Genomic DNA, 24,740 nt, shown 5'->3' on the forward strand with positions numbered 1-24,740 from the left:
AAACATGTGGCCGACGGAATCGCTCTCAGCAGAGAGATTCGTCGCTCGGCAAAACTCAAGACGGAGAGCGGATTGAGGGAAGCACAACTTCCTTCGGTTCGCATAGCGAAACGAAGCGCACACAAATGTGCTGAGAATCGCAACTTGCATTTCCGATGTGTGCACCGGAGAAATCCTCCTGGATTTCAACGAAGGGGCCGGAGAAATTCTCCGGAAGCGGCGAAGCGATTCGTCCCGGTCAACCAAGACCTACCAGGTTGAAGTTGATTGGACATCGAGAAGTGAAGCACCAGCGGAGACGGCGCGAAGCGGCGTTAATCAGACCCTCAGATTCTCCCGAGGAGATGATTCCGCAAATGTGCACACAAGGCTCCACCTGTAAACACAGATGAACCAATTAAGGAGAATCATGAAGAAGCTCAACAAGGCAATCGTTGCCTTCGGCGTATCGGCGGCAATGCTCGCCACCGGCTTCGCCGGCATTTCCACCGCATATGCGGCAACTGGCGAGGATGCTACTGTCACCATTTCAAACTTCGTTGCCGGCGACGAGCTCGTTGGCTATCGTATTCTCGACATCACGTCCGAGAATAGCGGTGCCACGAGGGACGACGACAAGTTCGTCTATGCCGTCAACGCCGAGAACAGGAGTGCTCTCATCGCTGGCCTCAAAAAACTTGTGAGTGTTCCTGATGATGCTACGGATGCTGATCTGATCAAGCTCGTTCTTAATAACCTGACGACCTCTGCCAACGTTGAGACCTTCGCGAAGGCTTTCAAGGCCGCTTCTCCGACTGCCGGTCCGACGATTACGGATGAGACGACCTCGGTTAATCAGGGATACTATCTCTTCGAGCAGACTGAACTCGGCAAGGACGACACCTACACCAAGTCGAAGTATTTGGTTGTCAATGTCGGTAAGAACGGAGCAACCGTTACGCTGAAGAACGGTACCGTCTCGTTGGAGAAGAAGGTCGCGGACAACGGTGATCCCAACGCTCCTGAGGGTCAGGGCGAGAACGAAATGAACGACTCCGCCGATTACGCCATCGGTGACACCGTTCCCTTCCAACTGACTGGTACGCTTCCTGCCGAATACGACGAGTATGAGACCTTCTACTACTCGTTCAACGATACGATGTCCGCTGGCCTCACCTTCAAAGCAGATTCTGTCGCAGTGAAGTCTGGCGCCACCGATCTCACCGAGTGCTTCACGGTGACCGCGGCGACCCCGATTACGATTGCAACGGCTAACCTCAAGGCATGCACCGCTGCTGCCAGCCTTACTGCTGATAGCGAGATTGTAGTCACTTACAATGCGGAGCTGAACGACAATGCGGTCATTGGTACTGCTGGCAACCCGAACACCGCCAATCTGACCTTCTCAAATAATCCGTATGCGCAGGGCACAGGTGACCGCGGTACCACTCCGGATGACAAGGTTGTGGTCTTCACTTGGGAGTTCGATGGTACGAAGACATTCAGCATCGACCCCAATGACGCCGATCTTCCGGTGTTCCAGCTGACCAACAACAGCACTGGTGCGCAGTATACTCTGTCTGTCACGAAGCAGCCAAGCGGTGCCTACAAGTTCGGTGTCAAGGGCATCGACGCGGGTAATTACACGCTTACTGAGACCTACACTCCTGCAGGCTTCAACAAGGCTGACGACATCACGTTCGACATTAAGCCGACCCACGATGTCCTTGCGGATGAGCCGACCGCTGCTTTGGTCGTCACCGGCGATGGTGTGACTCAGGGCACTAATGGAGCACTTGCTACCGTTCTGAACGAGGGTGGTAACAAGCTCCCCGAGACCGGTGGCATGGGTACTGTGGCTCTGTACACGGCTGGTGCGGCTATCGTGCTGTTCGCTGGTCTGGGCCTGACCCTCGCGATGAAGCGTCGCAACGCCTGATTCAGGTATCAAGGATCCAATCAATGATTGGTGACTGACTTACAGCGGATGCTCTACCAACACGGTAGGGCATCCGCTCTTTTATGCAATCGTGGAACCCTTGTGAACACTATGGATTGCAGCACTGTGCTGCAGTAGACTCAAGGGGGGCAGACCACAATGTTTGTATTGTGCGTCTGCGGATTTTTTTTGACCTGCGCCAGCGGAGCGCGCAGCATAGTGCAATGCACGGTATGACGGATTGAAAGGGAACGCAGTGAGCCCAACACCTGATCAGCAACCAGTGGACCAAACAGCTCAGGGCCACGTGCAGCCTGACCAGGATTCACAGGCTGCTGCAACACAAACAGCTGACGCACCACAAACGCCAAAGAAGAAGAGCAATGCGTTCATGAACATCATGATCGCAATCTGCTCGTTGGCTCTGCTCGGTGGCATCGGCGTGCTCGCATACCCTTCGTTCGCCGACTGGTGGAACCGTCTGCACTCGTCACGCGCTGTGGCCAGCTACGTGGAGCAGGTCAACGACATGTCTGCTGAGAACAAGGCCAAGCTGCTTGAAGGCGCGAAGCAATACAACACGGACTTGTTGAGCTTCCCGAACCGCTTCCAGCCTAGCGACGCTGAACACGAGTACTACGAGAAGACACTCGACGTGACGGGTACCGGCATCATGGGTTACATCAGCATTCCGAAGCTTGAGCAGCGCATGCCGATCTACCATGGCACCGAAGAAACAGTGCTGCAGATCGCTGCAGGACATCTTGAAGGCTCGTCGCTGCCTGTGGGTGGTCCGAGTACGCATGCTGCGATTTCGGGGCATACAGGCTTGCCTAGTGCCGAGCTGTTCACTGGTTTGGACACGCTCAAAGAAGGTGACCAGTTCTCGGTCACTGTGCTCGATGACGAACATTGGTACCAGGTTGATCAGATCAATGTGGTGCTGCCTGGAGACATGAACAACCTTGCGATTGAAGACGGCAAGGATTATCTGACGCTGATCACATGCACGCCATACGGCGTCAACTCGCATCGCCTGCTTGTGCGCGGCCATGCGATTCCAACGCCGCCTACGGCCAAGGATGTGCAGTATCCAAGTGCGCAGGACATGACGAACATGGCTATCGCAATCGCTGCCGGCGTGTTCCTCGTGCTTGCGTTGCTCGTCTGGTGGTTGATCCGTCGCAAAGCCAAGAAGAAGTCACGCGATGCCAATGGGGCTCATCATGCCCATGAGCGCTGAACGGAAATAAATAAGAATAAAACATGAAGTGTCCGTGAAGTGACGTGACAGATTGCTCTAAAGCGGGTACGCTAGTAGCATAACTATCAGGGTGTGGCTCTGTGCGTCCGGGCGTGCGAATGCCGAGGTCTGTTGAAACCAGTGTTTCGTAACAGAGTGCGGGATCCGAGGGTACGGAAAACTGCATGCTCGGGCCGAAGGCGGCTCTGTCACACCGCATATAGCAACAAACGAATCTCAAGAGAGCGAGAAACCGCCGGCTGAGACTTGAAGCAAGGTCAAGGCCCAAGGAAGGGATCACACTATGACGAAGACCACTATGGCTCGCCGAGCATGGTTGGTGACGGCTGCCATGATGTCGACGGCAATGGCGTTCTGCGGCCTGACCGCACCCACTACATTTGCTGACGAAAGCACCGGCTCCATTAAGTCGGGGCAGAACAGCGTGACGGTAACGTACGAACATGAAGACAAGCCCGTCGCCGATTCCAACTACTACCTGTACCAGGTGGCTGAATGGAACGGTGAAATGCCGATGTATGACCATCTGACGTTGACGCCGATGTTCCAGAAGTATGAAGACGAGCAGGGCATCAACATCTCGGGCATGCTCAAGCCGAGCGGATGTGCGGTGGCGGATACGGACGCTGCTGCTTCCGGTGATGCTGCTGCTTCCGGTGATGCTGCTGCCACGACGGAGCCGACCGAATATGAACTTGCATCGCTGTGCTGGGATCGACTGAACAGCACGCTGTTCCAGACGCTCAAAGTCAACGGCGAATTCTATGGAGACAACCTGGCCAAGCGTATTGAAGCGGGCGACGCGCGCACCGCGGAAACCGACGCCAACGGACAGGTGACGTTCAGCGACCTGGGTGACGGCGTGTTCTTCCTTGTCTCTCCGATCGATGTCGTGCCGGAACTCGTGTACTCGGCGCAGCTCGTGTCGCTGCCGTCGGCCATGCCGGCCAGCGAGGAAGCGCGCCACCTGAGCGTGAAAGCCAAGCCGAACCTGTGGGCGGGCGTCGATCCGATCCACGTGAAGAAGGTCTGGAAGAACGACGATCCGGCAACGCGACCGAAGTCCGTGACCGTGGAACTCTACCTGAACCTCGATAACGGTATTGACGAAATGGTGTTGATAGACACCGTGGAGCTCAACGAAAGCAACGGTTGGGAATACGACTGGGACACACTGCCCGAATACATGGACTACTCCGTGCGCGAGAAGGACGTGCCTGAGGGCTACAAGGTGACGGTGACGGAAACCAAGGACGGCCCGAACACGGCGTACTTCACGCTGACGAACACGAAGCCCGCCGTGCCGCCGGTGACGCCGCCGACGCCGTCGGTGCCGGAGAAGCCGGCGCAGACCGGTGCGAACGTGGCGCTGATTGCGCTCGTGGCCGTGGCATCGTGCTTCCTGGCGCTGCTGCTGATTGTGGAAGCTCGGCGCGTAGCGAAAAATAAGCAGTGATGCGATCGGCTTGGGCCGCTGGGGTATATAGTGGCTCGTGGATTGCGGATCCCCTTCTGCAGGTTTTCTTCAATGGATTTCTTCCATAAATTTCCTGCAGAACGCAACCTGATCGCAATCCTCTGGATTGGCGACCCGTGGAGTACCCCTTCCCCCTATGAATGAGATCCACGGGGCCGCATCGCAAACTGCAGTTTGCATCAAAGGGACGTTCTTCCCCAGAACGCCCCTTTTTCTTTTTGGTTGTTGCTCGTTGCTCTGCTGCCTGCTGCTCCTGTTTCTTCCGGTGCCTTCCTGTTTCTCCTGTCTCCTCTGTTCCTGTTTCTCCTGTCTCCTCTGTCCCTCTTTGTCCCTTTCCTCTCTCTTCCTTTCCTCTTTTTCCTCTTCTTCTCTTTCTTCTTCTCCCGTTCCTCCTCTTCTTTCTCTCCGGTTCTTTCCTCTTTTTCCTCTTCCTCTCTTTCTTCTCCTTCCTCTTTCCTTTTCTTCTCCCATCCTCCCTTCTTCCCCTTCCTTCTCTCCGGTTCTTTCCTCTTTCCTCTCTCTTCCTCTCTTCTTCTTCGCCCTTTTCCTCTTCTTTTTCTCTTCTTTTCTTCCTCCCGTTCCTCCTCTTCTTTCTCTCCGGTTCTTTCCTCTTTCCTCTCTCTTCCTCTTTTCTTCTTCGCCCTTTCCCTCTTCTTTTCCTCTTCTTTTTCTCCTCCCGTTCCTCCTCTTCCTGCTCCCTGTTTCCTTTTCCTCCTTTCTCTTCCTTTCGCTTTGTCCTCTTCTTTCCGTTCTCTCTTCCTCTCTTTTCTCTCTTTTCTCTCTTTTCTCCCTTCTTCCTTCTCCCTTCTGCTTCCTCCTGCTGTCTCTTTCTTTCTATTTCTCTCTTTTCCTCAACCTGATGGATCCCTCCGGAGTCCTGCGGATTCTCTTGGACCCCGTACCTGTATCGTCTTCGTACCACCGTGGTACAGAAGCGGTACGGATTCACTTGCGAGGAGTCAATCTGTGTCGTGTTTGTACCACCGTGGTACAGCCGCGCTACGGATTTCGCTCGAAAATGCACGTGGTTGTACCACGGTGGTACGAACGCGTTCCAAACTCGTCAAAATCCGTACCGTAATTGTTCCGCCGTGGTACAAACGCATCCCATCTTCGCCTTCTTTGCCCCAACTCGTCTCGTTTCCGTACCACGGTGGTACAACCGCGCTACGTTCTTGGCCGCAACTGCACCTCCCCTGACCATGCTGGTCAGCGGGGATGCAGTTTCGGGCCGAAAAGTGTGGTTTTCCTGACCAGGTTGGTAAGCGGAGATGCAGTTTCGTGCTGGGAAGTGCAGTTTTCCTGACCGGGCTGGTAAGGGGAGATGCGATTTCGGAGTGGGGAAGTGTGGTTTTCCTGACCACGCTGGTAAGGGGAGATGCGGTTTTGAAGTGAGGTGTGTTGTTTCCCCATGGAACTGTTCCACCTCGATTCTGATCTACTCCATCCCCGCATGGTTTCCTGCCTATTGGGCGTGGGGAGAAGTGTGTTTTTCGTTGGAGGTGGGTTTTCCTGACCACGTTAGTCAGCGGAGATGCGGTTTCGTGCTGGGAAGCGCGTCCTTTTCTGACCACGCTGGTCAGCGGGGATGCATTTTTAAGTGGGGAAGTGGTGGTTTTCCTGACCATGCTGGTCAGCGGGGCTGCAGTTTCGGGCCGAAAAGTGTGGTTTTCCTGACCATGCTGGTAAGCGGAGATGCAGTTTCGTGCTGGGAAGTGTGGTTTTGCTGGCTGGGCTGGTCAGCGGAGATGCATTTTTAAGTGGGGAAGTGTGGTTTTCCTGACCATGCTGGTCAGCGGGGATGCAGTTTCGGGCCGAAAAGTGCGCCTTTCCTGACCAGGTTGGTAAGCGGAGATGCGTTTTTGGAGTGAGGCGCGTTGTGTTCCTCATGGAGGTGTTCCATCCCGATTCTGATCTCTTCCATCCCCCGTCTAATTTCCTGCCGATTGGGCGTGTGGGGAGGTGCGTTTTCTGTCGGAGGTGCCTTTCCTGACCATGCTGGTCAGCGGAGATGTGGTTTTGAGTGGGGAAGTGTGGTTTTCCTGATCGGGTTGGTCAGCGGAGGTACAGTTTCGTGCTGGGAAGCGTGTCTTTCCTGACCACGCTGGTCAGCGGAGATGCAGTTTCGTGCTGGAAAGTGCAGTTTTCCTGACCGGGTTGGTCAGCGGAGATGCGGTTTGGAACACGGAGATGTGCCTTCCCTGATTGGGTTGGTCAGAGGGGATGCGATTTTGGAGTGGTGAAGCGTGTCTTTCCTGACCACGCTGGTCAGCGGAGATGCGTTTTAAGTGGGGAAGTGTGGTTTTCCTGACCGGGCTGGTAAGCGGGGCTGCGGTTTTAGGTCGGAAAGTGCGCTTTTCCTGATCTGCCTGGTAAGAGGATATGCGCGTTTGAGATGAGGCGCGTTGTTTTCCTAGTGGAGTCACCTCATCCCGATTCCGATCTATTCCGCCTCCGTCTGGTTTCCTGCCTGGTGGGCGTGCGGGGATGTGCGTTTTCCGTTGGAGGTGGGTTTCCCTGACCACGCTGGTCAGCGGGGGTGTGGTTTTGAGTGGTGAAGCGTGTCTTTCCTGACCACGCTGGTCAGCGGAGATGCGGTTTTGGGGTGGGAAGTGTAGTTTTCCTGACCGGGCTGGTAAGGGGAGATGCGGTTTTGGGGTTGGGAAGTGTGGTTTTGCTTGGTGGGGTGGTAGGAAGTTGGGGGGGTTTGGGTTTGGTGGGATTGGCTGGAGGGCGCGAAGGGAAGGACGGGTCGTGGAGTGATGGGGGATGGTGGTGGGGGGTGGGGAAGAGTTGGGGTGGGTGTTTGCTGGAGGCCTAAGGGGGGGTTGGGCGAGTTGGAGGGGCGTGGCTAAATAATGGGTGTAATGAGCTGGGATTCTTACACTGGCAGCTGAGGGTGCAGTGAACAGAGGGGGAAATGATTCACAATGGGTGGCGAAGACGTTATGTGGAGTCTGGGGCCACGTAACGGATGGGGATTTTACACGTTTTTCTCCATCTATGGTTGGGCACACCAGCGTAGGATCTGCACCTTGCAGATCGTGTGCAGTGCATCGGGTACCAGATCGGGTACCAAGCCTGGTTCGGAACCGTATCTTCTTGACGCCAAGCGTGGACCGCCATGATGCTGGGGGTGGGCCGCCTAAGGCTTGCTTCCTGATCATGCAAGCCTCAAGGAACATTATGAACAAGCTATTGAAAGGAACGATCGCTGCGGTCTCCGGCGCAGCCTTCACCCTTGCTGGACTTGTTGGTGTCAACAGCGCGCTCGCTGAAGATGCACCAGCAACAGCGCCGACAGATTCCGCTACAACAGCAACAACGGTGCCAACCATTAGTGGCACTCCAGGCACAGCCTCAACGACCACGAGCAAAATTACCGTAAAAGGGGCTGTGGCTGGCGGCATGATTGAAGGCTATCGACTGCTCAATATCGAGTCACAGTCGGGCGATTCGTTCATCTACTTGGTGAACCCTGACTACAAGGCCGCCATTATCAACGGCATTAATGCTGTCATTGGCAGCAGCGGTACGCAGTTCACTGATGCGGTCACCGATGCACAAATCATCGAATACTTGACGAAGAATCTTAACGATAGCAATATCAAGACATTCGCCACGGGATTCATGTCCACTACGTCTGCGCCAACGCCTTCGTTCGAGCAAACTGATGCAACCAAGACGATTACTGCGCAGGTTGGCTATTACTTGTTCAACCAGACCGCTACTGGTGACCCCACGGGCAAGGTGCTGTCGAACTACATGGTTGACACGTTGGGTGCAGCGCCTCTGACTATCACGTTGAAGAACGGCACCGTGACGTTGACCAAACAGGTCAAGGACAATGACACCAATGAAGATGCAAGCGGCGCTCCAACCACATCTATGCAGGATTGGGTGAACGGTGCGGATTATGGTCTCGGTGACGAAGTTCCTTTCAAGCTGACTGGTACATTGCCGAGCACGTATAGCACCTTCACTTCGTATTCCTATACGTTCACCGATACGCTGTCCGATGGTTTGACGCTTGATCCGTCCACGGTCAAGGTGTACGCCGTCAACGGTACGGGCAATGCCCAGACCAAGACGCAACTTAACGGATTCACTGTGAGTGACACGACGCCAGTGACCACGCCTCATGCCGGCAACCAGTTCACGATTTCCACGAACAACTTGAAAGTCGTGACTGCTACTACGGGGCAGGCCAATGTCCCGAACCCTCTGATTACCGCTGATACCAAGATTGTGGTCGAATATGAGGCCACGCTGAACGAAAATGCCGTAATCGGCAACCCCGGCAACCCAAACTATGCTGATTTGACCTTCTCCTCCAGCCCGAATGTGGGTGGTGCAGGATCCACTGGAACCACGCCTGAGCAGCAGGCTGTAGTGTTCACCTATGAGCTCGACATCACCAAGGAATTCCAGGGTGCTGACGGCAAGACTGTTGACACCCCTACCAATGACATGCCTCAGTTCACGCTGTATGCGGCGGACGGCACCACCGAGGTGCAGGGCCCATTCACCGTTCCTGCTGATGATCGCAAGCTTGTGATCAAGGACCTTGATACGGGTACGTACATCCTCAAGGAAACCAAGACTCCAGCAGGCTTCAACAAGGCTGATGACGTTGAATTCACGATCAAGGCCGTGCATGGTACGGATAGTGGTGCAGCTACCATCACGGAGCTGACGGTATCCCAAGCCGGTTGGAATGCTGATCCGAGCACAGGCATTGTGTCGGGCGCGATTGTCAACTCGCAAGGAACCAAGCTGCCTTCGACGGGTGGTATGGGTACGACGTTGTTCTATGTGGCGGGTGCCGTGATTGTGGCGGCTGCTGTGGCTGGTCTTGTGATCGCGCTGCGTCGTCGCAACAACGCCTGAGTGTAGTTTTCGCGTTGATGTGAGGTGCGTCGGTGTGAGCTGATGCACTGATAATGTCAAACGCGTCCATATTGTGACCGGTGCTTTCCCGCGACCTGATGGGAGGGCACCGGTCCATTTTTGCGTGATAACGTGGATGAATCGGCCGGATTGCTGGGCTGCGGCGGTTATGGACGGCACGCGGAAATACAAAAAAGCAGCCCGACACGCCGCGGGACGCACCGTGGAAGTACAGTGTTGCCGTTGTACATGGGGTTGTGTAAATTTGATTGCTGGTGTCTGGCCGCGAGGCTCGAACGTGCCGGGCAGTAAGCTTTCCAAGTGAATAAAGGAATGATTATGTACGCGATTGTGAAGGCCGGCGGCCATCAGGAAAAGGTCGAGGTCGGTGACGTGATTCTCGTCAACCGTCTCGATGCCAAGAAGGGCGACACTGTGGAGTTCCCGGTGGCTCTCGTTGTGGACGGCGCGAACGTGACGCTCGCATCCGGTGATCTGGCCAAGATCTCCGTCAAGGCTGAAGTTGTGGACGATGAGGCCAAGGGCCCGAAGATCCGCATCCAGAAGTTCAAGAACAAGACTGGCGTTGCCCGCCGTAAGGGTCACCGTCAGAAGCTCACCGCCGTCAAGATCACGGAAATCGCCTGAGTGTAACTCGGGTCGGTAGAGAACAGACCGAAAGGAACAGACATGGCACATAAGAAGGGTGCGTCCAGCTCACGCAATGGTCGCGATTCAAATCCTCAATACCTTGGTGTGAAGAAGTTCGGTGGCGAAGCTGTGGTCGCCGGCAACATCCTCGTTCGCCAGCGCGGCACGAACTTCCACCCGGGCCACAATGTTGGCATGGGCAAGGACCACACGCTGTTCGCCCTTGTTGATGGCAAGGTGCAGTTCGGTGTGCGTCGCGATCGCAAGGTCGTGGATGTGGTCGAGGCTGCTGAGGCAGTGGAGGCCTGAGCGTCCGGAGCGAACTGAACGCTGATAAACGTTGAAACCGCGGATTCCGTTGAGGGGATCCGCGGTTTTTTGTATGCGGGGTGATGACCGGGGCGAGTGGGCGGCGCGCAGTTCAGTGTGGAATACCGAGCGTCTGCCAATGACGCGTGGAAGAGCGTGACCATTACTGATTGCGAAAGTGAGACGCGCAGTGAATGTCCGGCAGCTCCTGCGGGGGAGCCAGCGTGGGCGCGTGATGTGAACCCGGCTGCGGGCGCGTGGAATATTGAGGGGCTGCCGTGGGGACAGTACCGGCTCAAGGAAGCCAAAGCGCCGCAGGGCTACGCGTTGGAACCCGGATACTTTACGCCTGAGGGCGTAACGCAAGATTCGCAGCAAGCTATCATGGCCGTCGGCCCTAATGCGAACAGTTACATGTTCTCGTTGGGACTGGTGAAAGACGAGGCTTACGTGGAGCTGCCTGTGACGGACGGCGCGGGACGTGACACGTGGCTTGGATTGGCGGGCGCTGTGTGCATCGCAGTTGCGCTGATGATGGGAGGCGCGTATGTGCGGCGGAAGAATGCGTGAGCCGATCATGAGGAAGCAGACGGTCGCGGAGGCGGCAGCGGTTGCGGGGCCGGTGAAATCGGCGGACTCGGTGCGGCCGGTGGAGTCGCGGACGCTGGCGATGGAATCGCGGACGGGACGAGCTGTGGAGGTTGTGCACTTGGAGGAGCTGGGCGAACCGGCGATGGTCGCGGAACCGGTAGCGGTTGCGGGGCTTGGGGAGCTGGCGTGGTGGCTGCGGCGGCCGTGGCATAAGGTTGCGGCCGTGATCGTGGCGATGCTGGCGGCGTTGGCCATGTGCCTGGGGACAGGCGTGGTACTCGGCGCGCAGGTGCCGCAGGCTGTGGCGGATCCTGTGATGAACGCTGGAACGGGCGCGAACGCTGGAACGGGGACGAACGCTGGAACGGGCGCGAACGCTGGAACGGGGACGAACGCTGGAACGGGGACGGTCGTGCGCGGCAACTCGCTGCACGTGACGTTCAAGTATGGCGAGCATCCGGTCAGCGATGCCGACATGGGATTGATGGAAGTGGCGCGTTGGGACGGGCAGCTGCCGGTGACCGACCATCTGACAGTGCTGCCGCAGTTCACGCGCGGTGAGTATCGCAAGATTGACGTGCTGGGCCTGATCCGCGGGCAGCATCAAGGGCTCGAACGTGACTGGGGCACGCTTTCGGAGCAGCTGCTCAAAGTGCAAATGCATGAAGAAATTACGAATGCGCTGAAGCCACCGAGTGCCGCCGCGCGAAAGAGCGTAGCCAGCGCGGATGGCGTGCGTATGGATAACGGTGCCGTGCTCAACGGTATGACGAATACCGAGGGGCGGCTTACGTTTACGGATCTGAGTGACGGCGTGTACTTCCTGCGTGGCGCGCGCATTGTGTCTGCGAACCGGGTGGCTGATGTGGCACGGGCGTTGGATCAGATCGGTCTTGATGCCGGGGATGCCGGGACTTCGGGTGAGTCTGGCGAGTCTGGCGAGTCTGGGGAGCCCGATGAGTCGGGCGAGTCGGGCGAGTCGGATGACAATGTGAATGGTGAGGAGTCCGGAAAAGAGTATTCGTTTGTTGGATCGGCGCAGATTGTGGCGTTGTCTGGCGTGGTTGAAGGCGAGGAAACGCCGAATACGCAAGTGGTGACCAAAGGCTTTTTGGTGCGCATGAGGATGCCTGCGGGGCCGGTGGAACCCGGTGAGGAGCCGAGCGAGCCGCGGGAGAAGCCGAGTGGGCCTAGCGAGGAACTGAGTGAAGAGCCGTCTGAGCCGTCTGAGCCGTCCACACCTTCGACGCCTGCGGGTCCGAGCGCGCCGAGCTCTCCGAGTGCTCCGAACTCGCCGAGTACACCGAATTCGCCGAGTACACCGAATGGGCCGAGTGCGCCGAGTGTGTCTGCGGGAAGCAAGCCGTCGTCGCCTATTGCGCAGATGCTGGCTGCGACGGGTGTGAGTACGGTCGTGATTGTGATTATGGCCGTCGCGGCGCTGACGATGGGCGTGGCGCTGTCGATTGAGTTGCGGCGTAGTGTGCGGCGTGAGGGATGTTGAAACGGGTGGCCTGAAGTTGGCTAAAGCTGGCTGAATCTGGCTGAAGCAGGACAGGGCGGCTGAAGCGGGACGGGGCGGCTGGATGCGGGTTTTGCTGTGACGGCAAGGGGACGCATGTTTTTGGCTTGCGTTCGGGCTTACGCTTGGGCTTGGGGAGCGCTGGCGTGTCGGGGGGCTTGTGGGGCGTGAGGCACGTGGTTATGATGGCTGCATCGAACATTTGTTCGAACTGCTAGTCCCAATGCCGGGACCAGTGGTGGGGCGTGTGGTTGGGTGGCCGGGCAAACGGCATACTCGCGGCTAAGGTGGTGACTTATGAGTGACTTTGTGGATCGCGTGACTGTTCATGTCAAAGGTGGCGACGGCGGCAATGGTTCTGCCGGTGTGCGCCGTGAAAAGTACAAGCCCCTTGCCGGTCCGAACGGCGGCAATGGAGGGCGTGGTGGTTCCGTTATTTTTGTGGCCGACGCAAACGCCAATTCGCTGCTTGATTACCGCTTCATGCCGCATCGCAATGCCGGCAACGGTACGATGGGTTTGGGAGACACGAAAGACGGCTCGCAAGGCGACGACCTGATCCTGCCTGTGCCGATTGGCACTGTGGTGTTTGAAGCCAAAGGCAAGGAAGGCGAGCCGAAGCGTCCAGGGGCGCAGCTGGCCGATTTGCGCCATGCGGGCGACCGCTATGTGGTGGCTGCCGGTGGTGCGGGTGGCCTGGGCAACGCCGCGCTGGCGAACAAGACGCGTCGTGCGCCGGGATTTGCGCTGCTTGGCGAGCCAGGCGAAGAACGTGACGTAATTCTGGAGCTCAAGTCGATCGCTGATGTGGCGCTCGTCGGATTCCCGTCGGCCGGCAAATCAAGCCTGATCGCCGCAATGAGCGCGGCCAAGCCGAAAATCGCTGATTACCCGTTCACGACGCTCGTGCCGAACCTGGGCGTCGTCAAAGCGGGTGACATGCGCTATACGATTGCCGACGTGCCAGGCCTGATTCCTGGCGCTTCGCAGGGCAAAGGCTTAGGTCTGCAGTTCCTGCGCCACATTGAGCGTACGGAAATCATTGCGCACGTCATTGATTGCGCCACGCTGGAACCTGGGCGCGACCCGATGAGCGACTATTACGCGCTCGAAAACGAGCTCGGCATCTACTCGGATGAGCTCGAGCTGCCATTGGGAGCGATTCCGATCCCTGAGCGTCCGCGCGTGATTGTGCTCAACAAGGCCGACGTGCCCGAAGCCAAAGAACTCGCCGAGTTCATGAAACCTGAGTTTGAAAAGCTCGACCTGCCCGTGTACATCATCTCCACGGCGTCCCACGAAGGCCTGAAGGAACTGAACTTCGCGCTCGCCAAGCTCGTGCAAGAGATGCGTGCTGATCTGGTGAAGCGTGAAGAGCAAGAAGAACAGGAGCGTGTGGTGATCAAGCCGCTCGAAACCCCGCGTGGACGCATGCGTGGCAACGAGCCCGGCTTCACGATTGAACGCAAGCAGGATGGCAACGGCAACTACTGGTTCACCGTGCGCGGCGAAAAGCCCGAACGTTGGGTCATGCAAACGAACTTCGACAACGACGAAGCCGTGGGCTATCTGGCTGACCGTCTCAACCGGTTGGGTGTGGAGGATGCGCTGCGCAAGCAGGGTGCCCGACCTGGCGATGAAGTGCGCATTGGCCGTGGGGACCGTGAAGTGTCGTTCGATTGGGATCCAACGATTGCCGCAGGTGCCGAGATGCTCGACGGCTCGCAACTGGGTGCGCGCGGTCAGGACTTGCGTTTGCAAGAGGAAGACACGCGAGCGCGCCGCCGCACGAACACGGAGCGTCGCCGCCAGTATCACGAGATGATGGATGCTCGTGCCGCTGTGCGTGCAGCCATGATGGCTGAACGTGAGGCCGGACACTGGGCTGATCCGTCCAAGGATGACGATCGTCATGATACGCAGGCGATCCTGGGGCGTGGTGAGATGGCTGACGACGCGGACGAGGCTGGCCAGGATAGCGACGAGTAGTTGTCAACTGGTCCCTGCCAACCTCAGCGCGGCTTGACGCGGCTGATATGGCATGGCTGCGAATGCGGTTGTGTAGCTGTGGCCGCGCGGGCGGTTATGTGGCTGTATGGGCGTGGCGTAACTAAGGCGTATGGCATGGCCGGCTTGGTATGGCTGGGTCGGCTATGTGTGGCTTGGATGCCATGCTGGGTTATGCGGAAATAATGAAAAATCCGGAGAAGAGGACGCGGTGAAAACGCAAGAAGAGGTGCGCCGGGCGATTGCGGCGGCCGAAACGGTTGTGGTCAAGGTGGGTTCGAGTTCGCTGACGCAACCAAGCGGGCATCTGGATCCGGCGAAACTTGAAGCGCTCGTGGGCGCTGTGGCAAGTGCGCGGCTGCAAGGTGCGCGCGTGGTGCTCGTGTCGTCCGGCGCAATCGCTGCAGGATTCGGACCGCTCGGATTTGACGAGCGCCCCAAGGACGTGGCGCTGCAGCAGGCCACGGCGTCGGTGGGGCAGGGGCTGCTTATGGCGCAATACGAGATGCTGTTCGGACGATACGGTATTCGCGTGGGCCAGCTGCTGCTGACGGCGTGGGACACAATCCAGCCGCAGCAGTACCGGTCGGCCCGGCGCACAATGAACGCGCTGCTTGACTTGGGTGTGGTGCCGATTGTCAACGAAAACGATGCGCTCGCCTCGAGTGAGATTCGCTTTGGTGACAATGATCGCCTTTCAGCCCTTGTGGCGAACATGGTGTGTGCGAATGCGCTCGTGCTGCTGACGGACGTGGACGCGCTGTATACGGCACCGCCGTCGGAGCCTGGGTCGACGCGGATTTCGTTTGTGCCGAACGTGGAGGATGTGCTTGATTCGGTGCGTGTGGGCGGCTCGGAATCGGGTGTGGGCACGGGCGGCATGGTCACGAAGCTTGAAGCGGCGCGTATGGCGGCCGTGTCTGGCATACCGACCGTGTTGACGGCCGCGCATAATGCTGGCCCTGCGTTGATGGGCGACGAAGTGGGTACGGCGTTCGCACCAATTCATAAGCGCGGGTCGGCGCGACGGTTGTGGCTCAAGTTTGCGGCCAATCCGCGTGGCACGCTCGTTGTGGATGCTGGCGCGGCCCAGGCGTTGCGTGGCGGAAGGGCATCGCTGTTGGCGGCGGGTGTGCTCGAATCGCGCGGCGACTACTCGGCCGGCGATCCTGTGTGGATTGTGTCGGAAGATGGCGAGCGTTTGGCGCGTGGTCTGGTCGGGTATGACTCGGAAGAGGTGCCGCGCATGTTGGGGCGTACCACAACGCAGCTGCGACGCTTCTTTGGCGAGGAGTATGCGCATCCGCTGGTGCATAGGGATAATCTGACGCTCGTCTGATATCCGTCGGGTGCTCGTCTGATACGGGTTGCGTAACCGCTGTTCATATTCGGGGACGGCTGCTCGTGTTGTTGTGCTGCGTGGTTACGATGAAGGCATGGCTCAACTTGACACTCTTTCCACCCGTATTAATGCAGTTTCCCCGAGCGCCACACTGGCAGTCGACTCCAAAGCCAAGGCTATGAAGGCTGAAGGCATCGACGTCATTGGCTTTGGCGCGGGCGAACCCAATTTCCCTACTCCCAAAGCGATTGTGGATGCTGCGGCACTGGCCGTACAGGACGAACGCAACTATCGTTACACGCCTACGGCGGGACTTCCTGAACTGCGCCAGGCGATTGCCGACAAAACGTTGCGCGACTCGGGCTATGCGGTTGACGCATCGCAGGTCGTGGTGACGAACGGCGGCAAGCAGGCTGTGTATGAGACGTTCCAGATTCTGCTTGATGATGGCGATGAAGTCATCATCCCCACTCCGTATTGGACGAGCTATCCGGAAGCTGTGAAATTGGCTGGCGGCGTGCCTGTGGAAGTGTTCGCTGGCGCCGACGAGTATTTTGAACCGAATATCGATGCGTTGGAAGCTGCGCGTACGGAACGCACGAAGGCGATCATTATCACGTCGCCCAACAACCCTACAGGTGCTGTGTGGAGTGCCGACACGATTGCGGCCATTGGTGCATGGGCCATCGAGCATGGCATTTGGGTGATTTCCGATGAGATTTACGAGCACTTGGACTATGACGGTGCGAAGACCACGTACATTGGCGCTGCTGTGCCTGAAGTGCGTGATCAGCTGATTGTGCTCAACGGCGTGGCCAAGACGTATGCGATGCCGGGGTGGCGTGTGGGCTGGATGGTGGCTCCCGCGCGCGTGGCTTCGGCCGCTTCGAAATTGCAGGGGCATATGACGTCTAACGTCAACAATATTGCGCAGCGCGCGGCACTTGCAGCCGTGTCGGGCTCGCTGGACGCCGTCTATGAGATGCGTGAGGCATTCAACCGTCGCCGCGAGGTGATTGTGAGCATGCTCAACGAGATTGAAGGCGTGAATTGCCCGACGCCGACGGGTGCATTCTATGCGTTCCCTGATGTGACGGGTCTGCTGAACCGCCCTCTAGGGCCAAGCAAGACGGTATTCACGACGACGAGTGAACTGGCTGCCATGCTGCTGGAAGAGGGGCATGTTGCCGCGGTGCCTGGTGAGGCGTTTGGTGCTCCCGGTTATTTGCGGTTCTCGTATGCGTTGGCTGATGACGCGCTTGTGGAAGGCATGAAGCGTTTCCAGGAATGGGCGCGTTGATAGAGCGCTCAATCAGCTTGAAACCGTTGTGCTGATTGGTCTAGCAGTCAGTGTGCATCAGCGGTTGCGGTAACGGGTGGCGGTCACCGGGATGGGGGTTTGGGGGCGGGAAGCCCCCGGCTTCAGCTGTGGGGATGGATGGCCCCCAATCCTAGACGTTGCGTTGGTTTTCGACGTATTGCTTGACGATTTCGAGCGGCGTTCCTCCGACGGTGGCGACGAAGTAGCTGTTGGTCCATAGTGTCGGGATGCGGCGTTTGAGGCTGGGGTATTCCTGCCTGAGGAGACGGCTTGAGCGGCCTTTGATGAGGCGGACGAGCTTGTTGATTCCGTATTGCGGGTCGCAGTCCACGAGCAGGTGCACATGGTCGGGCATGGTTTCCAGTTCGAGGATTTCGCTGTCATGCTCTTTGCAGACGTCTTGGATGATTTCCTTGAGGCGCGCGTCTACGGGGCCGGGGTCTCCCGGTATTGGCGGGTTGTTGAGTTTCGGGTCGAGGCTGGTGATGACCTTGCGCCGGTACTTGGGGCACCAGACGACGTGGTAGTGGCACCGGTAGGTGATGTTGTGGTTGTGCTTGACGGCATCCATGTTTTTGCGACGGCTCATGCGTACAGTATACAGCAGCGAAACCATATGCGTATATGTTTTATGTATGGTATACTGTCTTTCATGAAGGTTCGCTACACGTACAGGCTACGCCCGTCCAAGACGGCGCGCCGCCGCCTCATGCGCGAATGGGGCATGTGCCGCTACGTGTGGAACCGGATGGTTGAGGAATCCAAACGCCGCCACGAACTCAACCGCGACGAAGGGCGACTCCACGACGAAGAGTTCGGCGACAAGACGGCGCAACGCTACCTGACCATCCTGCGCAACCTCACCTGCGACGAGCACGGCGACCGCTGGCTGCGCGAAGGCAGTGTCGTCGCCCAGCAGCAGACCGTCAGGGACTTCTCCAAAGCCCGAAAGAAGGCGTTGCTTGACCGCAAGAACGGGATTGCCCCCGGCAAGCGCGCTGGGCTGCCACGGTTCAAATCCAAACGCGACTCAACAGCGACACTTAATTACACCACACGAGGCTTCTCCCTATACGACGACGACGGCGGGACACGCCTACGCTTGGCCGGGGGTATCGGAATCCCGGTCGTATGGTCGCGCCCGCTGCCCGGCAAACCGTCAAGCGTGCGCGTCAGTCAAGACACCGACGGGCACTGGTACGCCTCCTTCGTCGTGGACAAGCCGGCCGAGACCCCACTGCCCGAGACGGGACGCGCCATCGGCATCGACCCCGGCGTAAGCACGCTGATGACCTGCGCAACCATCGACGCAAACAGCACCATCGATGAAACCGACGCATACGACCTGCCACACCCCGAATACGGCAAGAAGGCGCAGCGCGAACTCGCCCGACTACAACGACGCATGGCAAAAGAACGCAGACCGAAACGGCAGAAACCTTCCAACAGGTACCTGAAGAACAAGCGCCGCGCCGCTGAAATCCAACGCCGCGTCCAACGCCAACGGCAGGACACGGCAAACAAATGGGCGCGCCGTATCGTGCGGGACCATGACAATATCGCCATGGAGGACTTCAAGCCGAAGTTCCTCGCCAAGACCACCATGGCCCGCAAGGCGGCTGATGGGGCGATAGCCAGCGTCAAGCATGCGCTTGAATGGCAGGCCCTCAAACATAGCCGCACCCTCAGGCTCGTCAACCCATCCGACACCACGAAACGTTGCGCGCATTGCGGCGCGATAGCCAAACACCGCATCCCCCTGAAGGAACGCACGTTCCGTTGCGATTCATGCCGCATGTCGCGCGCGAGGGACAAGAACTCCGCGCTGAACATGCTTTGCAGGGCTGGTTTCATCCCTGACGGCGTGGACGGGGTAAACCCACGCTGGGACGCTGTTCCCACTGGCACCCGCCCAGCAAACCGTGAAATCCCCCGCCTTTAGGCGTGGGGAGGATTCAAAGTACAAGCACATCGCAAACACCACGCCATCGCACAGCGCAAGCGGCACACAATGCCGCGGCACATGTCGTGCCATGTATCGACACATGTGAGAACGTTTGCAAATAGTGTGCAAACACGGGTACGATGAAACGAAAATCATTGCATTCTTATTTATCCCAAGGAGGGGGTGAATCATTGGAGAAAAGGGCTGGGATTCGCGACGTTGCGAAGGCTGCCGGCGTATCCATTTCCACTGTTTCGCGCGTGTTCTCACGACCTGAAATTGTTTCAGATTCAACCCGCAAACGCGTATTGGAAATCGCGGACAAATACGATTTCAAAATCACGCGCACGGGCACGATGCTCAAGTCCGGGCAAACATTCCGTGCCGCGTTGCTGATGAACGAATCAATCACGAGCTGGTTCAACACGCAGGTATTTGCAGGCATCGATTCAATCCTGCACGACAAAGGCTACGACATCTCGTTGTTCCAACACATCGACTCGGCCGAGAGCCGCGAACGGTTCTTCACGAACCTGCCTGTGCTGCGCAACGTCGATATGGTATTTGTGGCCTCGTTCGCGATTGAGGCCGAGGAAGCCGAACAGCTGCAACGCACACGTGTGCCGATTGTGGGCATCAACGTGCCCGAATCAAGCTGTTTCGACTCCACGATCAGCATCGACGATGAGGGCGGCATGGAACGTGCCACACAGCATCTGATCCGGCTTGGCCACCGCAACATCGTCTACACGTGTTCGCAACCGGCCCCGACGATAGATTCCTCGATTGACGCGCGCGAGCGCGGCTTTGTGCGGGCCTGCACGCAAGCCCAGCTGACAATCCCCGATTTGCGCTGGAAAGTGTTGAAAGTGCCGCGCGGTCAGCAGTTTGCCGATTTCGCGTTGGCCGCCGTGCTGGCTGAAGAGACGTTCCCCGACGCCATTTGCTGCCAGATGGACATGATGGCGTTGCCACTCGTACTCAAACTGCAACATTTTGGCCACCACGCTCCACGCGACTATTCAATCATCGGCTTCGACGACTCGCCGTATGCCGACACGCTGGGCCTGACCACGATGCATCAAGATCCGTTCGAGATGGGCGCAATGGCTGCACGAAACGCGCTCAAGCTGCTGAACAACGAACCGCTCAACGAACCGTTCCAACTCGTAGAGCCGTCGTTGATCTTGCGGTCCACCGACGAGCGTCGCAATGTTGCACAAATAGCAGCATGAGCTATGCTTGGCAGTAGATGAAGCATTCAGAGCGGCAATTGCCCGTTCAATACCGAGGCCTCATCGAGCACGGTTCCATCGGTTGCCTGGGAATTCCCCTTCACCCCGGGCAGCGTCGCAACCCGCTGCATGGGCGATTTTTCCATAGCGTCGCGCCATCACCGTGGTTGTAAAGACCGGGCGGCAACCCTGTGCAAACAGGATTGCGCCCGGCTTTTTTCTTTGGAGTGAGGGGTAAGTCTTAGATCTTAGAGCGCGTGCAATGGTGCACACACGAGCAAGATCACGGGATACACGGCATACCACACCCATTTGGTCCAGCTGTGGCGTGCTCCCGTTTCATCATTGCGATAATGCAGAATGGCCACGCCCACAGCCGGCGCAATCATCATCATTGCGCCAAAGAAGCCGGCGGTCAGCATCATCGTGTTTTCACGGCCGTCAAAGAAGTAGAAAATCAGTGTGAACAGCACGCTCATCACGCCAATATTGATGACGAGACCCGTGTCTCCGACGCGGAACAACCATGACCAAGCCAGTCCCACGAGCACGACGATCACCGACAAGATGATCTGCATGCTGCGCGAATACGCACGCAACAGGTCGAGCAGGCCAATCACGATCAACGAGATCAGCAGCCCCCATACGGGATTCTGCGCGCCCATCGAAATCGCATGCCCGCTGACCATCAGGTCATACGGCACTTCACACACGAGCGCCAGCACCAGCAGCCTCACGCCATAAAGCACGGCGTTATGCGTGTACTGGTATCCCGAGTACACGAACCAGGCATACATCGGCACAGCCACCCACGACGCGATTTCCGACAGCACGCTCACCGTCAGGCTCGTCATGTTATTGGCGTCGGGCGTGCCGAGCCAGTACGGGAACAACGTCGTGCTTGCCGCCCCAAGGAACAGCAGCACAGCCGCGATCACCTTGAGCTTGAAGCGCGACAGCCCTTTGCGTGGACGCCGCTTTTTCTCGCGTACAGAAAATTCGTATTCATTGGCCACAGGCCTCGGGTCTCCTCCCTGCGTACGCTTGCGCACGCATTCAACGCTCAGTTGCCGCCCGGCATGCCGGCATTCAGTGCATCATCCAGATGCGGAACGAACGTGGCGGTAGTTCGAACATACGCCCATGCTCCCCTTGAGCGGGAGCCTCGAGCGTAATCCCGTGCTGATTCTCCACAGTTGAATCGAGTACGCACGTCCACGTCGGCTCCTGATTCTGGACATCCTGCGCGCGTGCGCCGTTCATGCTGTTCTCGTCATCCTTGCCCAGCAACACTTGGCGCGGCTCGCAATCCGGGTTCGCCAGCGCCAGGCACGTGCCGAACCGGTACGCAAGATGGTCACCGTTCGTCTCGATCGCCTCGTGCGCCACGCTGAACCATTCAGGCATCTGCTTGCGCAGCTCAATCAAGCGCCGGTAATAATCGGTCAGCGGCTGCATGCGTTGCGCACGCGTCCAGTCGATCTGGTTGATCTCCTTACCCGAGTCAAAAGAATTATGATTTCCGTATTTCGTCTTGGCAGCCTCTTCACCCGATAGCATGAACGGAACTCCAGCCGCCGTCCAGATCAGTCCTGCAGCAAGCTTGTTGGCCTCCAGCACACGCTGCTGGGCTTGCCCCGGCTCAGCCGCAAACAGCTCGGTCAAGTCGTCCATGCGCTTGCCATACATGCTGATGCACAGCTTGTCCCACAATGTCAAATCGTCGTGTGCCGACACGTACTGGATGATTTGGCCCGCATAGCCTTCCCACGTGTCTGGGGTGCGCCATGCGTCCACGGCGAAGGCCACAGCCTCTTTATGGCCGGCTGCATCGCCGTTGACATAGCCCTGATTCGACACTTCAAACACATGGCCTTTGATTGCGTCTCGCGTCGTGTCGCAGAAATGACCGATGCGCGGGTTGAGCTTGTCGAGTCCTTCCTTGTCTGCCAGCAAGGTGCCTTCAAGCGTGGCCGTGTCGGCGGCGCGCCATGGTTCGCCATACATGATGATGTCTTTGCCGTCCGGCAGCGCGTCGAGTGTGGCACGGATGTCGTTCATCGTGTCGGTGTCGATCAGGCCCATCAGGTCAAAACGGAATCCATCCACATGGTATTCTCGCGCCCAATAGGCCACCGATTCAACCATGAAACGGCGGAACATGCGATGCTCGGTGAACATGTCGTTGCCACAGCCCGAACCGTTCGACAGCGCACCGCTAGGCAACCGGCGCACGTAATAACCCGGCACCGTGCGTTCAAACCAGTTGTCTTTGACAAACATGTGGTTGTAGACCACATCCATGATCACTTTGAAGCCGTTGGCATGCAATGCCTGGATCATGCGCTTGCACTCGTTGATGCGCACGGCGCCATCATATGGGTCCGTTGAGAACGAGCCTTCGGGCACGTTGTAGTTCACAGGGTCATAGCCCCAGTTGAACCCATCGGTGCGCGTTTCATCCACGGAACCGTAATCGTAGAACGGCAACAGCTGCACAGCCGTCACGCCAAGTTTCTTGAGGTAGTCCATGCAGGTCGAGAACGCTTCACCACGTGAATCGTCGCTATCAGGACCATGCTCGCCATCCAGTGTGGTGCCGTTGAGCGTGAACGCCAAATATTTGCCACGCAACTGCTCGGGTACACCGCTGTGCGGATCGTTGCTGAACGAACCGACGTGCGCTTCCCAGACCATCGTTTCGCTGAATGGCGTATCAGGGCGCTTATCGTCGGCCCAGCCTTCCGGGTCGGTGCGCTTGAGGTCGATAATCATGCTGCGGCGTCCATTGACGCCTGCGGCCTTGGCCCACGGGTCGGCCGAACGCTGTGTGGTGCCGTCTTGCATCCACAGCAAAAAGTCGTAATACATGCCATCGAGGTTCTCGTCACTATGCCATGTCCAAGACCCGTCAGGTTGTTGTGTCATCGGATGGGACGCGAGATGGTCCACGTTGAATTCGCGTTCCTCACCGTACTGGAACAGTCGCAGCGTGACGGCATGCGCAGTAGGCGCCCAGAGCGCCACATCGGTGCCGGACTCGGTGATGGTGGCGCCCAGTGGACGCTCCAAGCACAGCGGATACGGTTCCACTGAATTTGCCTGTGAATTGTCCTGCATTGCAAAAGCCATTGGTGTGATTGGTCCTTACATCAAAAAGTTCGTGAAAGAAAGCATCGGGCATGTGGGGCCGGATGTGGTAGGGGGTGAAAACGGAAATCAAAAAGAATAATGTCAAGCAGTCCGTGCGATACCGGGCGGGCCATGTCCAAAAATCGGCTAGTCACTGCAATACCAGTGGCTAGCCGAGTGAAGTGGAACCGGCAGCGCAACGTCAAGCGAGACGCTGCCGGCACAGGTCAATGGGAATCAGCCCTTGACGGCGCCTGCCATCGACGTGGTGTAGAAGCGCTGCATCACGATGAACAGGATTGCGATCGGGATCGAGATCAGCACAGCACCTGCGGCGAAGCGGGCGTACCAGGACTGGATGTATTCCTTCTGCAGCATCTGCCACAGGCCCAGCGAAGCCGTGTAGGTGGTCTGCGTACGGCAGATGACCTTGGCCATGACGAAGTCGAGCCACGGGGTCAGGAAGCCGATAATCGCCTGATACACAATCATTGGCTTACAAACCGGGATGATAATCTTCGTGAACACCTGCCAACGGTTGCAGCCGTCGAGCATGGCGGCCTCGTCAAGCGAGGTCGGAATCGTGTCCATGAAGCCCTTCATCACGTAGAAGCCGGCGCCCGTACCTGCCGAGTAGACGATGATCAGAGCGATGATCGTCATGCTCGCGCTCGTCAAGCCCAAAGCCTTGAGGATGAAGTAAATGGCGACGACGGCCATGATGCCCGGGAACATGCCGAGGATCAGCACGAAGTTCATGAAGAAACGACGGCCGCGGAAACGCATACGGCTGATGCAGTATGCGACCGAGAGCACGAAGAACACCGAGATGATGCACACGAAGATAGCGATGATCAACGTGTTCATGAACATGCGCGGGAAGTCAAGCACGTTGCGCTCGGCGAACAGCTTGACGTAGTTGTTGAACGTGTATTCCGTCGGGAAGAACGTGGCCGTATACGGGGCCGTGTTCTTGTTGAAGCTCTCGAGGAACACCCATACGATCGGCAACAGCCAGACGATGGCCAGAGCCGTCAGCAGGATGTAGACCAGGATGTCTGCAAGGATGCGGCGCTTGCGCTGATCCTGCATGAAACCAATGGATTCGGAAGCGGGAACCTTAGCCGCGGTATGTT

The 24,740-nt window shown here is 57.8% G+C and carries 17 protein-coding genes; 13 read left to right on the plus strand and 4 right to left on the minus strand.

Features of this window, described 5'->3' with window-relative positions:
• Positions 1 to 409: 409 nt before the first annotated feature.
• The 11 genes from BGLCM_RS07940 to BGLCM_RS02295 all read left to right on the plus strand — a co-directional run bounded on the left by BGLCM_RS07940 (position 410) and on the right by BGLCM_RS02295 (position 17,271).
• Entirely contained in the window at positions 410 to 1,918 is a 1,509-nt protein-coding gene (locus BGLCM_RS07940) for an isopeptide-forming domain-containing fimbrial protein (RefSeq protein ID WP_052295108.1), read from the plus strand.
• Between the two features lie 256 nt (positions 1,919 to 2,174).
• A complete protein-coding gene (locus BGLCM_RS02245) occupies positions 2,175 to 3,161 on the plus strand; it encodes a class C sortase (protein WP_238548611.1) in 987 nt (328 codons plus the stop codon).
• Between the two features lie 304 nt (positions 3,162 to 3,465).
• Complete coding sequence (locus BGLCM_RS02250; protein WP_006294973.1) at positions 3,466 to 4,638, plus strand: Cna B-type domain-containing protein; 1,173 nt, start codon at positions 3,466 to 3,468, stop codon at positions 4,636 to 4,638.
• Between the two features lie 3,207 nt (positions 4,639 to 7,845).
• Positions 7,846 to 9,549: an isopeptide-forming domain-containing fimbrial protein gene (locus BGLCM_RS02260; protein WP_044084613.1), complete on the plus strand. Its 1,704-nt coding sequence runs from the start codon at positions 7,846 to 7,848 to the stop codon at positions 9,547 to 9,549.
• A 339-nt stretch (positions 9,550 to 9,888) separates the two neighbouring features.
• Positions 9,889 to 10,197: a 50S ribosomal protein L21 gene (gene rplU / locus BGLCM_RS02265; protein ID WP_044084614.1), complete on the plus strand. Its 309-nt coding sequence runs from the start codon at positions 9,889 to 9,891 to the stop codon at positions 10,195 to 10,197.
• Between the two features lie 42 nt (positions 10,198 to 10,239).
• Entirely contained in the window at positions 10,240 to 10,509 is a 270-nt protein-coding gene (gene rpmA / locus BGLCM_RS02270; RefSeq protein WP_006295934.1) for a 50S ribosomal protein L27, read from the plus strand.
• Between the two features lie 156 nt (positions 10,510 to 10,665).
• The gene (locus BGLCM_RS02275) at positions 10,666 to 11,079 is read left to right on the plus strand and encodes a SpaA isopeptide-forming pilin-related protein (protein WP_155813718.1); all 414 of its coding nucleotides are present in this window, start codon (positions 10,666 to 10,668) and stop codon (positions 11,077 to 11,079) included.
• A 100-nt stretch (positions 11,080 to 11,179) separates the two neighbouring features.
• Positions 11,180 to 12,604, plus strand: coding sequence for a hypothetical protein (locus BGLCM_RS02280; protein ID WP_162176549.1), 1,425 nt, complete (start codon positions 11,180 to 11,182; stop codon positions 12,602 to 12,604).
• A gap of 315 nt (positions 12,605 to 12,919) precedes the next feature.
• On the plus strand, positions 12,920 to 14,611 hold the full coding sequence (gene obgE, locus BGLCM_RS02285) for a GTPase ObgE (RefSeq protein WP_006295930.1): 1,692 nt from the start codon (positions 12,920 to 12,922) through the stop codon (positions 14,609 to 14,611).
• Between the two features lie 259 nt (positions 14,612 to 14,870).
• Positions 14,871 to 15,968 carry a glutamate 5-kinase gene (gene proB / locus BGLCM_RS02290; protein ID WP_420796142.1) on the plus strand — a complete coding sequence of 366 codons (1,098 nt, stop codon included), beginning with the start codon at positions 14,871 to 14,873 and terminating at the stop codon, positions 15,966 to 15,968.
• A gap of 97 nt (positions 15,969 to 16,065) precedes the next feature.
• Complete coding sequence (locus tag BGLCM_RS02295) at positions 16,066 to 17,271, plus strand: pyridoxal phosphate-dependent aminotransferase (protein WP_006295928.1); 1,206 nt, start codon at positions 16,066 to 16,068, stop codon at positions 17,269 to 17,271.
• A 151-nt stretch (positions 17,272 to 17,422) separates the two neighbouring features.
• On the opposite strand, the gene tnpA is transcribed toward BGLCM_RS02295, so the two are convergent.
• Positions 17,423 to 17,863: an IS200/IS605 family transposase gene (gene tnpA, locus BGLCM_RS02300; RefSeq protein ID WP_044084644.1), complete on the minus strand. Its 441-nt coding sequence runs from the start codon at positions 17,861 to 17,863 to the stop codon at positions 17,423 to 17,425.
• Between the two features lie 81 nt (positions 17,864 to 17,944).
• Between tnpA and BGLCM_RS08230 the strand changes: the two genes are divergently transcribed.
• The gene (locus BGLCM_RS08230) at positions 17,945 to 19,234 is read left to right on the plus strand and encodes an RNA-guided endonuclease InsQ/TnpB family protein (protein WP_202961057.1); all 1,290 of its coding nucleotides are present in this window, start codon (positions 17,945 to 17,947) and stop codon (positions 19,232 to 19,234) included.
• A 194-nt stretch (positions 19,235 to 19,428) separates the two neighbouring features.
• The gene (locus BGLCM_RS02310; RefSeq protein ID WP_238548612.1) at positions 19,429 to 20,472 is read left to right on the plus strand and encodes a LacI family DNA-binding transcriptional regulator; all 1,044 of its coding nucleotides are present in this window, start codon (positions 19,429 to 19,431) and stop codon (positions 20,470 to 20,472) included.
• Positions 20,473 to 20,720: 248 nt separating this feature from the next.
• Here the strand turns inward: BGLCM_RS02310 and BGLCM_RS02315 are convergent, their stop codons facing one another.
• The 3 genes from BGLCM_RS02315 to BGLCM_RS02325 all read right to left on the minus strand — a co-directional run bounded on the left by BGLCM_RS02315 (position 20,721) and on the right by BGLCM_RS02325 (position 24,696).
• A complete protein-coding gene (locus BGLCM_RS02315) occupies positions 20,721 to 21,488 on the minus strand; it encodes a TraX family protein (protein ID WP_006295921.1) in 768 nt (255 codons plus the stop codon).
• 73 nt (positions 21,489 to 21,561) lie between these two features.
• The gene (pulA, locus tag BGLCM_RS02320; protein ID WP_006295919.1) at positions 21,562 to 23,604 is read right to left on the minus strand and encodes a type I pullulanase; all 2,043 of its coding nucleotides are present in this window, start codon (positions 23,602 to 23,604) and stop codon (positions 21,562 to 21,564) included.
• A gap of 237 nt (positions 23,605 to 23,841) precedes the next feature.
• Entirely contained in the window at positions 23,842 to 24,696 is an 855-nt protein-coding gene (locus tag BGLCM_RS02325; protein ID WP_044084646.1) for a sugar ABC transporter permease, read from the minus strand.
• Positions 24,697 to 24,740: the final 44 nt, after the last annotated feature.

The sequence above is a fragment of the Bifidobacterium gallicum DSM 20093 = LMG 11596 genome, assembly GCF_000741205.1.
Lineage (GTDB): Bacteria > Actinomycetota > Actinomycetes > Actinomycetales > Bifidobacteriaceae > Bifidobacterium > Bifidobacterium gallicum.